Here is a 13,992-nt window from a genome sequence, read left to right as displayed (position 1 = left end):
CGTCTGCCCACAGCCGGGCCGCCGCTGTCCGCTCCAGCCCCCGACGCCCCGATCAACCCACTTCACGAAGATTATTTCGCTGAGAAAACCTCAGTGAGTCTGGGGGCTCTTTTCAGCCTCCTGCTGACGCTCATCACGCTTTCGGTCGCGCCGTCGGCGCAGGCGGGTGACATTCTGACCGAGAAATCGGCAGGAAGGAAGTACAGGCTCGAATCGAAGGCGGCGAGCGCCGAGGCCGGAAAGCCGATATGCGTCAGCGTCGAGATCCATGACTCCGGAAACCAGTACGGAAAACTGCGGGCCCGGACCGACTGCGAAGAGCGGATCATGGGAGACCTTCACGCTGCACACCGGTGACAAGGGGAAGACGGCTACCCTCCGTTCCGAGGCCAACGGTCTCTACGTCTCCGCCGAGTTCCACGACTCCGGTTCTCACTTCGGAATGCTCCGGGCGCGACAGGACGGCAGCATCGGGAACTGGGAAAAGTTCGAGATAGTGCCCCAGGATGGCGACTGGTTCGCGCTGCGCTACACCTTCTCGGAGGGCGGTACGACCACCAAGTACTACGTTTCTGTCGAGATCAACAGCACCGGAAGCGACGAGGGGCTGCTGCGGGCCCGTAAGACCGGGACGCCGGGCTCATGGGAACTGTTCAGGCTTCATCGGATAGATTCCGAAGGAGTCCCGCCCGCGGCCTCGTCGACGCCGTCCAGGGACATCCGCGCCCTGTCGTGGAATGTGTGCAGCAACAACGGATCCTGCCCGATGTACGGCAAGACCACCAAAGAGTTCGTGGATGAGGTCGTGGCGCAGGCGGAGAAGGCCCGAGCCGACATCATCTTTTTGCAGGAATTCTGCGAGAAGCTTGCCAAGCCGCTGGAGCAGGGGCTCGAGGAGAAGTTCGACGACGGCGCGGACACGTGGGACGTGAGATTCGCCCCGATTCAGCATGAGATCGACGGTACGGAAGCAGAAGATGGTGGCAAGGGGCTGTATGCCCAGAAGGCCTGCGCAAAGAACCGCGGGGCTTATGGAGTTGCCATCGCCGTCCCCGCGGAGAACACCTGGTACAGGGCCATCGAGCTGGAGTCCCCCAGGGACAAGGACGAGGATGAGAAGGAAAACCCCAAAGAGCGGCGGACGGCGCTGTGCGCCGCGATACAGTCGTGGGCGGTCATGGGGTGCACCGCGCATTTCAGCACCGGTGGTTCCGACTATGAGGACCCGGACCGGGTGTTTCAGGCCCAGCAGGCCCAGTTCCTGGTGAACAAGGGTGTGGAGTAAGGCAACAAGGGCTACCGGTCCCTCTTCGGTGGCGATCTGAACGCCACCCCCACCCACACTCCGACGGGCAGCGAGGTCCCCGTGCTCCAGCCTCTGTACGACAAGTACACCGAGTGCGACCAGCCCCGTAACCGGGCCACCAAGGGATCGCTGAAGCTGGACTACATCTTCGCGCCGGCCAATGCCACTTGGAGCGGCTGCACGATCGGGACGGACACCAGCACGTCCGACCACTGGCCCATCCGGGGCACGGTCACCCTCCCGGCCAGGTGACCCGTCGACCCGCACACGTTCCCCGACCGGACATGAGGGGGGAGGCAGCCCTCCCCCCTCACGGTCATGCAGCGAGTGAACTCCGGTGCGGTAGGGAGAAGTTGAGATCAGCCCTTTTCCCAGGGTTCCCCAGGGGGATGTGAGGGGGCGGCGCGCCCGTTTTGCTACCGCACGTCGGACGCGGCGATTTCCACGAAGTCCTCCAGGGCGTCTCGTGCCTGCGCGCCACGTGCACTCAGCTCGGTCCTGTCGGCCGCTTTGTGCATATCGTCCGTCGTCGTGCAGGCGTGTCGTGCGGCATCGATCACCGCTTGGCCGCTTGCCAGGAGCTGGACTCGGAACAGCGCGTGGAGGGCGATCCCCCGAAGGCGGTAGGCCTCGACACCGTCCCGGTGTTGCAGCCTCGTACGCCGGACGCCGGACACCGGCGTACGAGGATGTCCCGCGGTCACCTCATCAGCATCAGTGAACGTCCTGATCCGCTGACGGACTGTCGGCGCCCGTCGACGCTGCTCACCGTGGAGCGCCCTTCGTGGCCCAAGGGCGGCCCGGGAGGGCGCTCGTACGGGAGCACCGCATGAAGAGTTCGAGCTGGGTGCGCTGCGATGGTTGTCGTCGGCTGGTGCGACGACCGGTGCCGGCGCCTCCGGGACGTGCGCCTCCGGGACGTGCTTGGAGGTACGCTCGCCGGCTCCCGTTATGTTGGTCGGAACATCCGACAGGCGGAGCCGGCATGCAGAGAACAGACCAGCGGGCCGAGGAGACTGAGGTCGCCGACGCGGGCGGAGCGGCGGACGACGAGGCCGCTCCCGGCTGGCCCCGATTCTGGCCGCTCCTGTTGCTGGTGGCGGCCGTTGTTCCCGGCACGGTGCTCTACTTCGGGGGCCGGTGGATGGAGACGCCGGCGATGCAGGCGTGGCGGACCGTCTGTCTTGCCGTGACCGTGCAGGCGCTGCCCTTTCTTCTGCTGGGCACGGCCCTTTCCGGTGCCATCAACGCATTCGTGCCGGCACGGGTGCTCAACCGGGTGCTGCCGCGCCGGCCGGCGCTCGCCGTGCCGGTGGCCGGTGCGGCGGGAGTCGTGCTGCCGGGCTGCGAGTGTGCGTCGGTGCCGGTGGCGAACCGTCTGATCGGGCGGGGCGTCGCGCCTGCGGCCGCGTTCACGTTCCTGCTGTCGGCGCCCGCGATCAACCCGGTGGTGCTGACGGCCACCGCGGTGGCCTTCCCGGGGGACCCGGCCATGGTCGTCGCCCGGCTGCTGGCCTCGCTGGGCACGGCGGTGGTGATGGGCTGGCTGTGGTTGTGGCGGGGACGGGCCGAGTGGCTGCGGCCGGTCGCGCGGTACCGGGGGCATCAGGAGGGCGGCAGCCGGTGGCGGGAGTTCCTGGCCGGCTTCCAGCACGACTTCCTGCACGCGGGCGGTTTCCTGGTGGTGGGGGCGATGGCGGCGGCCACCTTCAACGTGATGGTGCCCCCTTCTGTGGTGGACGCGTTCTCCGGATCGCCCTGGCTGTCGGTGCTGTTCCTGGCCGGGCTGGCGATCGTGCTGGCGGTGTGCTCGGAGGCGGACGCGTTCGTGGCGGCCTCGCTGAGCGGGTTCTCGCCGGTCGCGCGGCTGGTGTTCATGGTCGTCGGTCCGATGGTCGACCTGAAGCTGATCGCCCTGCAGGCGGGTACCTTCGGCCGGGCCTTCGCGATCCGGTTCTCCGCCGCCACGGTGGTCGTGGCGATTCTGGCTGGCGTGCTGATCGGAGGAGCACTGCTGTGAGACGCCCGCTCCAGATGATCCTGCTCGTTCTCAGCGGCATCGGCCTGCTGCGCGTGTCCCTGTTCACCGATCTGTACCTGCGGTACGTCAAGGAGGGGATGCGTCCGCTGCTGATCGCCTCCGGAGTCCTGCTGATCCTGCTCGGCGCGGCGGACGCGGTGGCGTACGTGCGACGGCGCGAGGGCGACGCACACACGGACCACGGCGACGACGGCCACGGGCACCACCACTCCGGCGCACCTCGTGCCGCGTGGCTGCTGTTTCTCCCGGCGCTGAGCCTGCTGTTCCACGCTCCGCCCGCCCTCGGCGCGTACACCGCCTCCCGCCAGCCGTCCAAGGCCGTCACGTACGAGGACGAGGGCGAGGGCGACTTCGAGCCGCTGCCCGCGACCTCGCCGCTTCCGATGACGCTTTCGGACTTCACCCGCCGTGTGCGGCAGGACCGCACGCAGGCCATCAAGGGGCGGACGGTCCTGCTGACCGGTTTCGTCACGTCCGGCGACCAGGGCGACAGCTGGTTCCTGACCCGAATCATGATCTCCTGCTGCGCGGCGGACGCCCAGTCCGTGAAGGTACGGATCCACGGCACCCCGGCCCCGCCGGCCGACACCTGGGTGGCCGTCACCGGCACCTGGCACCCCGGCGGAACTCTGGGCACGCGTTCCGCGCCCGCCGCGCTCGACGCCCGTTCCGTGGAGAAGATCGCCAAGCCGGTGAACGCCTACACCGACGCCCTGCCGCTCACCCCCACGAGATGAACCCACGAGATGAACCGGCGCCCGGTGTCCCTCCGTTCGGCTGGGAGTGGAGGGGTACCGGGCGCCTTCAGTACGGGTGCGGAGATCTTTCAGTACAGGTGCGAAGAGGGCGGGGCCGCACGCGCGTGCCCCGGTGGGAAGGAGCCGGCGCGGTCGCGGTGGGGCCTTGAAGGGGGAGCGGATCGGACGTGGATCACCAGCTGCTCTTGGTCACGCCGGGGAGCTGGCCCGCGTGGGCCAGCTCGCGGACGCGGATGCGGGACAGACCGAAAGCGCGCAGATGGCCGCGGGGGCGGCCGTCCACGGAGTCGCGGTTGCGCAGACGGGTGGCGCTGGCGTCGCGGGGCTGCCGGCGCAGTTCCCGCTGGGCGGCGGCGCGTTCGTCGTCGGACACCCAGGGGGACGAGATGATCGCCTTCAGCTCGGCGCGGCGCGCGGCATGACGGGCCACGACGAGACGGCGCTGTTCGTTTTTCGCGATCTTGCTCTTCTTCGCCATCAGACCTTCCCTCCCCGGGCGCGGATGCGGGCCACCGCGGCCTCGATGCCGATCGCGTCGACCGTCTTGATGCCCTTGGCGGAGAGGGTGAGCCGGACGTGGCGCCCTTCGCTCGGCAGCCAGTAGCGCTTGCGCTGGATGTTGGGGTTGAAACGGCGCTTGCTGCGCCGGTGGGAGTGGGAGAGGTGATGGCCAAAGCCGGGCTGTCGACCGGTGAGTTGGCAGTGAGCGGACATGCTTCTTCCTCGTATGCCTCGTGTGTTTTATGCGCGGGGCGTGTTCCTGCGTGCGTTCGTGCGGGGGTGTGCGGCTGTGGCGCAGTGCGCGGCAGCACACTAGCACCGTAATGAAAATGAAAACCAATTCGCTGTATGGTGCTTTCCATGGCCCGCAACGAACTGCGTCCGATCATCAAGCTGAGGTCCACCGCCGGCACCGGCTACACCTATGTGACCCGCAAGAACCGCCGTAACGACCCCGACCGGCTGACGCTGCGCAAGTACGACCCGGTCGTGGGCCGCCACGTCGACTTCCGTGAGGAGCGCTGAGAGCCGTGAAGCCCGGAATCCACCCCGCCTACCGCCCGGTCGTCTTCCGTGACCGGGCCGCCGGCTTCGCCTTCCTGACCCGGTCGACGGCCACGAGCGACAAGACCGTCGAGTGGGAGGACGGCAACGCCTACCCGGTCATCGACGTCGAGATCTCCTCGGCTAGCCATCCCTTCTACACCGGCACCCAGCGGGTCCTGGACACCGCGGGGCGGGTCGAGCGCTTCGAGCGGCGTTACGGACGCGGACGGAGCGAGCGATGAGCACGGACCAGGCGCGACTGCCGGTCGCGATCGTCGCCGGGCTGCACGCGGATGCCCGCCGGGCCGCCGTCGAGGAGATCCTGCGCACGGTCCCCGGCTCGGTCGCGCTGCACCACGACCTGACGTCCGCCGCCGACAGCGCGGTGCACCGCACCGTACGCGACGCCGACGGCCTGCTGAGCAGCGGCGACGCACCCCTGGTGAACGACTGCGCGTGCTGCGCACTGCGTGAGGACCTCGTCCCCGAGCTGCTGCGGCTCGCGGAGGAGGGCGGGTACCGGCTGGCCGTCGTGGAACTGTGGGACTCCGTCGAACCCCAGGGCATGGCCCCGGTCATCACCGGTGCGGGCGCGCCGCTGGCGCTGACCGGAGTCGCCACCGCGGTCGACCCGGCGCTCGTCCTGCCCTCCCTGGCCAACGGCGACGACCTGGCCGACGCCGGCCTCGCCGCCGCCCCGACCGACCGGCGCACCGTCGCCGACACCTTCGCCCGGCAACTGGAGTACCCCACGCTGATCGCCCTCGCCGAGGGCAGTACGTGCGGGGAGGGCGCCGACGACGCCGACCACGCGCTGCTCGCCCAGCTCACACCAGGCGCACGCAAGGTGCGCGTGGAGGACGGCGGCCTGGGGGCCGCTCTGCTGGCGGGCTTCGACACGGCAGCGGCGGCCGCCCGTGTGCATCCCGCGTGCGCACTGCTGCCGCAGGAGTGCGACGAGCACGGTGTGAGCACCTTCGTCTGGCGGCGTGAGCGGCCCTTCCACCCGCAGCGCCTCTATACGGCGCTGGAGGACCTCACCTGCGCCGCCGTCCGCAGCCGTGGACGGTTCTGGCTGGCCGACCGCCCCGACACCCTGCTGTCCTGGGACGCCGCGGGCGGTGCGCTGTGTGTGGAGTCGGCCGGCCCCTGGCTGGCGGCCCTGCCCGACGCCGCCTGGGAGATGGTGCCCGCCGAACGCCGTCTCGCCGCCTCCGTGGACTGGCATCCCGAACACGGTGATCGCTGCCAGTACCTCACCTTCACCTCGCCCGGCCTGGACCGCGACGGCCTGCTGGCCCTGCTCGACTCGTGCCTGCTCACCGACGACGAGTACGCGGCGGGCAGGGACCGCTGGAAACAACTTCCCCACGCCTTCGACGACCTGCTCGACCCAGTGACCTGAACCGCGCTCCGTTCCGGCGGCGATGTGCCCCGAAGAGACGGTGCGCCCCGAAGGGACGGGGTTCACTCGTCCTGCCCAGCACTCCGCCGTATCGCCCGCGTATGCCACCGCATCCCCCTGAGGAGAGGAGTGACCTCGCCATGCCCCGACGCCCCAGCACCGGGCGGCAGACCGCCAAGCGCCGGCGCGTCAACCCGCTGGACGCCGCCGGCATCACGTACATCGACTACAAGGACACCGACCTGCTGCGGAAGTTCATCTCCGACCGCGGAAAGATCCGCAGCCGCCGGGTGACCCATGTGACGCGTCAGCAGCAGCGGCGGATGGCACAGGCCATCAAGAACGCACGGGAAATGGCTCTCCTGCCTTACAACTCCCGATAGCCGCACGGGCGACCGGGCCCCGGGCCCCGCACCGCCGGTCGCTTCGATGCGAGCGGCTTGAACCGAGCTGTGCCGCGCTTTTCACAGACGCGACCGCCTGCCGCCCTTGCCGGCGAACGCCACGCGCATGACCAACCTCCTCGGCCGGAAACGGACGTCCTGAGCATGAGCTGGTGACGGGGCGGCAGGCGGTCACGTCGCATTCCGTCACATGACGGTGCCGGGACGCGAGGTGCCTCGCCCAGTCGGGCCGAACGGGGCCGCCACTCGGCGCGGCCACCCCGACCCCCAGCAACACTGTGGGCCCCTGTGCCTTCCGGCCCGGGCATCAGGGCGCCTCGCGCACAGCGGCGATACCGTGCAGGAACGAGGCGCGTGGGTCGCGCATTTCACGTTGTTGCCGGGCATCCGGTCCTTGCGCACAGTCGGGCCTGCAGCCGGAGTCTGCCCTGCGGCAGATGAGTAGGAGCACCGGCGCCGGATGAGTACCGGGACCAGTGCGTTGGGCCGGTCGGCGCGGCTTCACTGGGCCCATGACCACAGCGCAGACCTCGCGGCCCGCGTACCAGCACCCCGCATACCAGCACCCCGCGTACCAACCCGTCCGACTGCCCGATCCCGATCGGGACCGCTTCGCGTGGATCGCGCCCACGATCGCGACGGTGCTGCTGCTCGTCCTCGTCCCGCTCGCGCTGCTGTTCGGCGGACTGCTGTCCGTGCTGGCGGCCGCCGGCTGCGGCTCCGACTGCTCGAAGGAGCTGGAGACCTCGGTCTTGGTGATCTGGGGCACACTGTGCTTCGGCGGCTTCGTCACCCATGCCGCGGTGATCACTTCGTGGGCGCTGCCGTGGAAGCGCCGCTACTCGGCGCTGCGGGCCTGGATGGCCGTGCTCTCTCTGCTGCCGCCACTGCTGGTCCTCCTGCTGGTGTTCAACCTCCCGAAGGGATGACCTCCCGCAGGACCGGGACCCCGGCCCACCCGGCTGCTCCCGGCGGCATCCGCCTGCACACGCAACAAGACCCCGCACTCAGCGTTCTCGCTGGTCACGGGGTCTTCTGGCACGTCACACGGAGTGCCCCCGGCAGGATTCGAACCTGCGCACACGGCTCCGGAGGCCGTTGCTCTATCCCCTGAGCTACGGGGGCGGGTCGGGCGCTCTGTGCGCGGCGACGAGTAGAACACTACCAGCTCCACGAGGGTGGTCATGAACGTTTTCCGGGGGGAACCGGTGTCCACCGGGGGCCGGCGCGTCCCTCGGACGGGGTGGAAGTGGGGAAAACCCGGACGCGGTGGCCGGTCCGCACCTACTCTCGAGTTGTGCCAGCAGCTCCGGGCCGGGTGCTCGTTGTGGACGACAACAAGGTCATCCGGCAGCTGATCAGGGTCAATCTCGAGCTTGAGGGGCTCGAGGTCGTGACCGCGGCCGACGGTGCCGAGTGTCTGGAAGTCGTGCATCAGGTGCGGCCGGATGTCGTCACCCTCGATGTCGTCATGCCCCGGTTGAACGGGCTGCGGACGGCCGCTCGGCTCCGGGCCGATCCGCTCACCCGTGATCTTCCTCTGGCGATCGTCAGCGCCTGTTCGCCGTGCGAGATCGAGGCCGGTCTCGACGTCGGTGTCGACGCCTTTCTGCCCAAGCCGTTCGAGCCGGTGGAGCTGGTGCGGCTGGTGCGCCGGCTTCTCGAGCGCGGGGCCCGGAGAGCCGGGGAGGCCGGGCAGACCGAGCAGGCAGGGTGGAAGAGCTGCTGACCTCGCGGCCGGGGCGGTGGCTCCCGGGCGGCGGCTCTCAGGTGGCGGTGGCTTCCGCGTTCATGCTGTGGTGACTTCCGCGTCCATATGGCGATACCCCGCCTTAATGGGTTCGCCTCCCCACCCCCTTCCTCCCCTACGCTTGTCCCCGTGACCCCCGTGGAGCTCTCCCGTACCGTGCTGCGCGCGGTGCGCCGTGCTGTCGACACGGGAGAACTGAAGGTGAGCGTGCCGGAGCGGGCCGTGGTCACGCGGCCTGGGCCCGGCGGGTGCGGTGACTACGCCACCAACATCGCCCTTCAGCTCGCGCGGCCGGCCGGACAGCCCGCCCCTCGTGTCGCCCAGGTGCTCAAGGCCCACCTTCTCGGTCTCGACGGCATCGGCGACGTCTCCGTCACCGGGCCCGGGTTCCTCAACATCAGCCTCCGGGACGACGACGCCGAGGCCGCCCTCGCCCGGCTCGTCGACGGCATCCTGAGCGCCGGGAGCGAGTACGGGCACGCCCCCCGGAGAGCCGGGGCCGTCGTCCGGATCCGGTGTCCCCGCGACGTGCGTGCCCTTGTCGTCGCCGATGCCGTGGCCCGGCTTCTGCGCTCCCAGGGCGGCAGGGCGAGTATCGGCTGCGAGGAGCCCCTGCCGGCCGAGTGGGAGCACGTCCTCGGTCTCCTCGGCGTCCGGGACGTCCGGGGCGACGCCCCCGACGACGGTGACGCGTCTGCCGGCATCACCGTCCGTCCCGTTCCGGCCCCCGCCGATCCTCTTCCTCTCGGCCGCGATGCCGCTCGCTGGGCGCTGCTCCTTCCCGCCGCCCACGATCGTCCCCGTATCACCGACGACCACCTCGTCCAGCGCGAGAGCAACCCCCTCTTCCGCGTCCGCTACGCCCACGCCCGCACCCGGGCGCTTAGCCGCAACGCCGCCGACCTGGGATTCTCCGCCCAGCCGGGCCCCGTGGAGGCCCCCCGCGACCTGGTCACCCTCCTCGAGGACCACCCCCGCGTCCTCGAGCGCGCCGCCGCGCGCCGTGCTCCCGACTGTCTCGCCCGGCATCTCGTCGGTGTCGCCGATGCCGTGCTGCCCTTCCTGCCCTCCGTGCTTCCGCGCGGGGAGGAGAAACCCTCGGCCGCCCACCGTGCCCGGCTCGCTCTTGCCGAAGCCGCCGGGGCGGTGCTGGCCGGCGGCCTGTCCCTGCTCGGCATCGACGCACCCGACCACCTCTGAGAGCCCCAGAGATCCCGAGAGCCTGAGAAACAGACATGAGCCGTTCCGCACACCCCGCCGGGCCCCGTCACGCCGATGTCCTGCCCGAGGGGCACTACTCCCCGCCGCCCGCCGACCTCAACGCCCTCGACCCGAAGGTGTGGGCGCGGACCGTCACCCGTGACAAGGACGGAGTCGTGACCGTCGGCGGCATCGCCGTCACCGAGCTCGCCGAGCGGTTCGGCACGCCCGCCTACATCCTCGACGAGGCCGACTTCCGCGCCCGCGCCCGCGCCTGGCGCACCGCCTTCGGGAACGACGCCGACGTGTTCTACGCCGGGAAGGCGTTCCTGTCCCGGGCCGTCGTCCGGTGGCTCGACGAGGAGGGGCTGAACCTCGACGTCTGTTCCGGCACCGAGCTCGCCACCGCCCTCTCCGCCGGGATGCCGGCCGAAAAGATCGCCTTCCACGGGAACAACAAGTCCATGGCGGAGATCCGCCGGGCCGTCGAGGCCGGCGTCGGCCGTATCGTGCTCGACTCCTTCCAGGAGATCGTGCGGGTCGCCCATGTCGCGCAGGAGCTCGGCCGCCGCCAGCGGGTGCAGATCCGTGTCACCGTCGGGGTCGAGGCGCACACGCACGAGTTCATCGCGACCGCGCACGAGGACCAGAAGTTCGGGATTCCGCTGGCCGGGGGCCAGGCCGCCGAGGCCGTACGGCGGGCGCTGCAGCTCGACGGGCTGGAGCTGGCCGGGATCCACTCCCACATCGGGTCGCAGATCTTCGACATGTCCGGCTTCGAGGTCGCCGCGCACCGCGTGGTCCGGCTGCTGAGGGAGATCCGGGACGAGCACGGGATCGAGCTGCCGGAGATCGACCTCGGCGGCGGGCTCGGGATCGCGTACACCAGTGACGACGACCCGCGGGAGCCGCACGAGATCGCCAAGGCGTTGCACGAGATCGTCTCCAGCGAGTGCGAGGCCGCCCGGCTGCGCACGCCCCGCATCTCCGTCGAGCCGGGGCGGGCCATCGTGGGGCCCACCGCCTTCACCCTCTACGAGGTCGGCACCATCAAGCCGCTCGAGGGACTGCGGACGTATGTGTCCGTCGACGGTGGTATGTCCGACAACATCCGTACCGCCCTCTACGATGCCGAGTACAGCATCGCTCTCGCGTCCCGTGTCTCCGACGCCGAGCCCATGCTCGTCCGGGTCGTCGGCAAGCACTGCGAGAGCGGGGACATCGTCGTGAGGGACGCGTTCCTCCCGGCCGACCTGGCGCCCGGCGACCTCGTCGCGGTGCCGGCCACGGGCGCGTACTGCCGGTCCATGGCCAGCAACTACAACCACGTGCTGCGCCCGCCGGTGGTCGCCGTCGCCGACGGGGAGGCACGGGTCATCGTCCGGAGGGAGACGGAGGAGGATCTGCTGCGGCTCGACGTCGGGTGAGGCGGCCCCGGGAGCCGGGGGACGTCCAGGGATCCTGTGGGGCGGGAAAAGATCCTGTGGGCCTGGAAAACAGGAAGCCCGAAGGTCCGGGCGCCGGTGAGGCCGGAAGATCTCCTGTTCTCCGGGCCGACGGGAATGAAACAGACATCTCACGATCCGGACAAAAGGCGGAAACTCCGATCCGGTGGGTGAGACTGGTCCAACCGTAGTCGGTATGAGGAAACGAGGTCGGATGATGCGTACGCGTCCGCTGAAGGTGGCGCTGCTGGGCTGTGGGGTTGTCGGCTCAGAGGTGGCGCGCATCATGACGACGCACGCCGACGACCTCGCCGCCAGAATCGGGGCCCCGGTGGAGCTCGCCGGGATCGCGGTGCGGCGGCCCGACAAAGTACGGGAGGGGATCCCCGCCGAGCTGGTCACCACCGATGCCACCGCGCTCGTCAAACGCGGCGACATCGACGTCGTGGTCGAGGTCATCGGGGGGATCGAGCCCGCCCGCACGCTCATCACCACCGCCTTCGAGCACGGCGCCTCCGTCGTCTCCGCGAACAAGGCCCTGCTGGCCCAGGACGGGGCCGCCCTGCACGCCGCCGCGGAGGCCCACGGCAAGGACCTGTACTACGAGGCCGCCGTCGCCGGTGCCATCCCGCTGATCCGGCCGCTGCGCGAGTCCCTCGCCGGGGACAAGGTCAACCGCGTGCTCGGCATCGTCAACGGCACCACCAACTTCATCCTCGACAAGATGGACTCCACGGGGGCGGGCTACCAGGAGGCGCTGGACGAGGCGACCGCGCTCGGGTACGCCGAGGCCGACCCGACCGCCGACGTCGAGGGGTTCGACGCCGCCGCCAAGGCCGCCATCCTCGCCGGGATCGCCTTCCACACCCGGGTGCGGCTCGACGACGTCTACCGCGAGGGGATGACCGAGGTCACCGCCGCGGACTTCGTCTCCGCCAAACAGATGGGCCACACCATCAAACTGCTCGCCATCTGCGAGCGCACCGAGGACGGCACGTCGGTCACCGCACGCGTGCACCCGGCCATGATTCCGCTCACCCACCCGCTGGCCTCCGTGCGCGGCGCGTACAACGCCGTGTTCGTCGAGTCCGACGCGGCCGGGCAGCTGATGTTCTACGGGCCCGGCGCCGGCGGCGCGCCCACCGCCTCCGCCGTGCTCGGCGACCTGGTGGCCGTCTGCCGCAACCGGCTCAGCGGGACCACCGGGCCCGGCGAGTCGGCGTACGCGGCCCTGCCCGTGTCGCCCATGGGCGAGGTCGTCACGCGCTACCACATCAGCCTGGACGTCGCCGACAAGCCGGGTGTGCTCGCCCAGGTCGCCACCGTGTTCGCCGAGCACGGGGTTTCCATCGACACTGTTCGTCAGCAGGGCAAGGACGGCGAGGCCTCCCTCGTCGTCGTCACCCACCGTGCTTCCGACGCTGCCCTCGGCGGGACCGTGGAGGCGCTGCGCAAGCTCGACACCGTGCGGGGTGTCGCCGGCATCATGCGGGTTGAAGGAGAGTAACCAGCAATGACCCACCAGTGGCGCGGAATCATCGAGGAGTACCGGGACCGCCTGCCGGTGACCGACAACACGCCGGTTGTCACCCTCCGTGAGGGCGGTACGCCCCTCGTGCCCGCGCAGGTGCTCTCCGAGCGCACCGGCTGCGAGGTCCACCTCAAGGTCGAGGGCGCGAACCCGACCGGGTCCTTCAAGGACCGCGGGATGACCATGGCGATCAGCCGGGCCAAGGAGGAGGGCGCGAAGGCCGTCATCTGCGCCTCCACCGGGAACACCTCCGCCTCGGCCGCGGCGTACGCCGTACGGGCCGGGATGGTCTGCGCGGTGCTGGTGCCGCGGGGCAAGATCGCGCTCGGCAAGATGGGCCAGGCCCTCGTGCACGGTGCGCGGATCCTCCAGGTCGACGGCAACTTCGACGACTGCCTCACGCTTGCCCGCGAACTCAGCGACAACTACCCCGTGGCGCTGGTCAACTCGGTCAACCCGGTGCGCATCGAGGGCCAGAAGACGGCCGCCTTCGAGATCGTGGACATGCTGGGCGACGCCCCCGACATCCACGTCCTCCCGGTCGGCAACGCGGGCAACATCACCGCCTACTGGAAGGGCTACAAGGAGTACGCCGCCGACGGCGTCGCCACCCGGACGCCCCGGATGTGGGGCTATCAGGCCTCCGGCAGCGCCCCGATCGTGCGCGGCGAGGTCGTCAAGGACCCGACGACCGTCGCCACCGCGATCCGGATCGGCAACCCGGCGTCCTGGACGTACGCCCTGGCCGCGCGCGACGAATCCGGCGGCGCCATCGACGAGGTGACGGACCGTGAAATCCTGCGTGCCTACCGGCTGTTGGCCGCGCAGGAGGGCGTCTTCGTCGAGCCCGCCTCCGCCGCGTCCGTCGCCGGTCTGCTGAAGGCCGCCGAACAGGGCAAGGTCGACCCCGGGCAGCGGATCGTCTGCACGGTCACCGGCAACGGCCTGAAGGACCCCGACTGGGCCGTCGCCGGTGCTCCCCAGCCGGTCACGGTCCCGGTCGACGCGACGGCGGCGGCGGAGCGACTGGGCCTGGCCTGACGGCCGGGCGGTCCGGCGGGCGGGTGCGCACCGGCCGGGGCCGGCCGCGACGGACGCGCCCGCG

The 13,992-nt window shown here is 70.3% G+C and carries 17 protein-coding genes and 1 tRNA gene; 15 read left to right on the top strand and 3 right to left on the bottom strand.

What is annotated here, in order from left to right; all coding sequences use genetic code 11:
- The 5 genes from ABD224_RS27680 to ABD224_RS27660 form a co-directional block, all read left to right on the top strand.
- On the top strand, positions 1-357 hold a 357-nt coding region (locus ABD224_RS27680; protein ID WP_344054755.1), incomplete at its 5' end, for a hypothetical protein.
- Entirely contained in the window at positions 269-1,285 is a 1,017-nt protein-coding gene (locus ABD224_RS27675; protein ID WP_344054753.1) for a fascin domain-containing protein, read from the top strand. The genes ABD224_RS27680 and ABD224_RS27675, both read left to right, overlap by 89 nt.
- Before the next feature lie 81 nt (positions 1,286-1,366).
- Positions 1,367-1,558 (top strand): hypothetical protein, encoded by a 192-nt coding sequence (locus tag ABD224_RS27670; RefSeq protein WP_344054751.1) that lies wholly within the window; start codon positions 1,367-1,369, stop codon positions 1,556-1,558.
- Between the two features lie 733 nt (positions 1,559-2,291).
- Positions 2,292-3,326 carry a permease gene (locus ABD224_RS27665; RefSeq protein ID WP_344054750.1) on the top strand — a complete coding sequence of 345 codons (1,035 nt, stop codon included), beginning with the start codon at positions 2,292-2,294 and terminating at the stop codon, positions 3,324-3,326.
- Positions 3,323-4,084: a TIGR03943 family putative permease subunit gene (locus ABD224_RS27660; RefSeq protein WP_344054749.1), complete on the top strand. Its 762-nt coding sequence runs from the start codon at positions 3,323-3,325 to the stop codon at positions 4,082-4,084. The genes ABD224_RS27665 and ABD224_RS27660 overlap by 4 nt, the downstream gene beginning before the upstream one ends.
- A 193-nt stretch (positions 4,085-4,277) precedes the next feature.
- On the opposite strand, the gene rpsN is transcribed toward ABD224_RS27660, so the two are convergent.
- Together rpsN and rpmB are read right to left on the bottom strand one after the other, a co-directional pair.
- Positions 4,278-4,583: a 30S ribosomal protein S14 gene (gene rpsN / locus ABD224_RS27655; protein ID WP_344054747.1), complete on the bottom strand. Its 306-nt coding sequence runs from the start codon at positions 4,581-4,583 to the stop codon at positions 4,278-4,280.
- Positions 4,583-4,819 (bottom strand): 50S ribosomal protein L28, encoded by a 237-nt coding sequence (gene rpmB / locus ABD224_RS27650; protein ID WP_344054745.1) that lies wholly within the window; start codon positions 4,817-4,819, stop codon positions 4,583-4,585. The genes rpsN and rpmB overlap by 1 nt, the downstream gene beginning before the upstream one ends.
- A gap of 147 nt (positions 4,820-4,966) precedes the next feature.
- Here rpmB and rpmG point away from each other — a divergent pair, with 147 nt between their 5' ends.
- From rpmG to ABD224_RS27625, 5 genes are all read left to right on the top strand, one after another.
- Positions 4,967-5,131 carry a 50S ribosomal protein L33 gene (gene rpmG, locus ABD224_RS27645; protein WP_026252351.1) on the top strand — a complete coding sequence of 55 codons (165 nt, stop codon included), beginning with the start codon at positions 4,967-4,969 and terminating at the stop codon, positions 5,129-5,131.
- 5 nt (positions 5,132-5,136) lie between these two features.
- A complete protein-coding gene (locus ABD224_RS27640; RefSeq protein WP_344054742.1) occupies positions 5,137-5,394 on the top strand; it encodes a type B 50S ribosomal protein L31 in 258 nt (85 codons plus the stop codon).
- Complete coding sequence (locus ABD224_RS27635) at positions 5,391-6,557, top strand: GTP-binding protein (protein ID WP_344054740.1); 1,167 nt, start codon at positions 5,391-5,393, stop codon at positions 6,555-6,557. The genes ABD224_RS27640 and ABD224_RS27635 overlap by 4 nt, the downstream gene beginning before the upstream one ends.
- Positions 6,558-6,697: 140 nt before the next feature.
- The gene (rpsR, locus tag ABD224_RS27630; RefSeq protein ID WP_344054738.1) at positions 6,698-6,940 is read left to right on the top strand and encodes a 30S ribosomal protein S18; all 243 of its coding nucleotides are present in this window, start codon (positions 6,698-6,700) and stop codon (positions 6,938-6,940) included.
- Between the two features lie 533 nt (positions 6,941-7,473).
- A complete protein-coding gene (locus ABD224_RS27625) occupies positions 7,474-7,890 on the top strand; it encodes a hypothetical protein (RefSeq protein WP_344054736.1) in 417 nt (138 codons plus the stop codon).
- Between the two features lie 124 nt (positions 7,891-8,014).
- Here the strand turns inward: ABD224_RS27625 and ABD224_RS27620 are convergent.
- Positions 8,015-8,086, bottom strand: a tRNA-Arg gene (locus ABD224_RS27620).
- Positions 8,087-8,210: 124 nt separating this feature from the next.
- On the opposite strand from ABD224_RS27620, the gene ABD224_RS27615 reads away from it, so the two are divergent.
- From ABD224_RS27615 to thrC, 5 genes are all read left to right on the top strand, one after another.
- Positions 8,211-8,690 (top strand): response regulator, encoded by a 480-nt coding sequence (locus ABD224_RS27615; RefSeq protein WP_344054734.1) that lies wholly within the window; start codon positions 8,211-8,213, stop codon positions 8,688-8,690.
- A 150-nt stretch (positions 8,691-8,840) separates the two neighbouring features.
- Positions 8,841-9,911 (top strand): ArgS-related anticodon-binding protein NrtL, encoded by a 1,071-nt coding sequence (nrtL, locus tag ABD224_RS27610; RefSeq protein WP_344054732.1) that lies wholly within the window; start codon positions 8,841-8,843, stop codon positions 9,909-9,911.
- 35 nt (positions 9,912-9,946) lie between these two features.
- Entirely contained in the window at positions 9,947-11,338 is a 1,392-nt protein-coding gene (gene lysA, locus ABD224_RS27605; protein WP_344054730.1) for a diaminopimelate decarboxylase, read from the top strand.
- A gap of 232 nt (positions 11,339-11,570) precedes the next feature.
- Positions 11,571-12,863 (top strand): homoserine dehydrogenase, encoded by a 1,293-nt coding sequence (locus ABD224_RS27600; RefSeq protein WP_067391314.1) that lies wholly within the window; start codon positions 11,571-11,573, stop codon positions 12,861-12,863.
- Positions 12,864-12,869: 6 nt separating this feature from the next.
- Entirely contained in the window at positions 12,870-13,928 is a 1,059-nt protein-coding gene (gene thrC, locus ABD224_RS27595; protein ID WP_344054726.1) for a threonine synthase, read from the top strand.
- Positions 13,929-13,992 lie beyond the last annotated feature (64 nt).

Origin of the sequence: Streptomyces thermoalcalitolerans (genome assembly GCF_039525155.1) — a bacterium.
GTDB lineage: Bacteria > Actinomycetota > Actinomycetes > Streptomycetales > Streptomycetaceae > Streptomyces > Streptomyces thermovulgaris.
This window is presented reverse-complemented; position numbering and strand designations above follow the sequence as displayed.

Bases quoted from the DNA above. Each gene is read 5' to 3' on its own strand.
- ABD224_RS27675 (WP_344054753.1), top strand. From the start codon at position 269: ATGACTCCGGAAACCAGTACGGAAAACTGCGGGCCCGGACCGACTGCG.
- ABD224_RS27665 (WP_344054750.1), top strand. From the start codon at position 2,292: ATGCAGAGAACAGACCAGCGGGCCGAGGAGACTGAGGTCGCCGACGCG.
- rpsN (WP_344054747.1), bottom strand. From the start codon at position 4,583: ATGGCGAAGAAGAGCAAGATCGCGAAAAACGAACAGCGCCGTCTCGTC.
- rpmB (WP_344054745.1), bottom strand. From the start codon at position 4,819: ATGTCCGCTCACTGCCAACTCACCGGTCGACAGCCCGGCTTTGGCCAT.
- rpmG (WP_026252351.1), top strand. From the start codon at position 4,967: ATGGCCCGCAACGAACTGCGTCCGATCATCAAGCTGAGGTCCACCGCC.
- ABD224_RS27635 (WP_344054740.1), top strand. From the start codon at position 5,391: ATGAGCACGGACCAGGCGCGACTGCCGGTCGCGATCGTCGCCGGGCTG.
- rpsR (WP_344054738.1), top strand. From the start codon at position 6,698: ATGCCCCGACGCCCCAGCACCGGGCGGCAGACCGCCAAGCGCCGGCGC.
- ABD224_RS27625 (WP_344054736.1), top strand. From the start codon at position 7,474: ATGACCACAGCGCAGACCTCGCGGCCCGCGTACCAGCACCCCGCATAC.
- lysA (WP_344054730.1), top strand. From the start codon at position 9,947: ATGAGCCGTTCCGCACACCCCGCCGGGCCCCGTCACGCCGATGTCCTG.
- ABD224_RS27600 (WP_067391314.1), top strand. From the start codon at position 11,571: ATGATGCGTACGCGTCCGCTGAAGGTGGCGCTGCTGGGCTGTGGGGTT.
- thrC (WP_344054726.1), top strand. From the start codon at position 12,870: ATGACCCACCAGTGGCGCGGAATCATCGAGGAGTACCGGGACCGCCTG.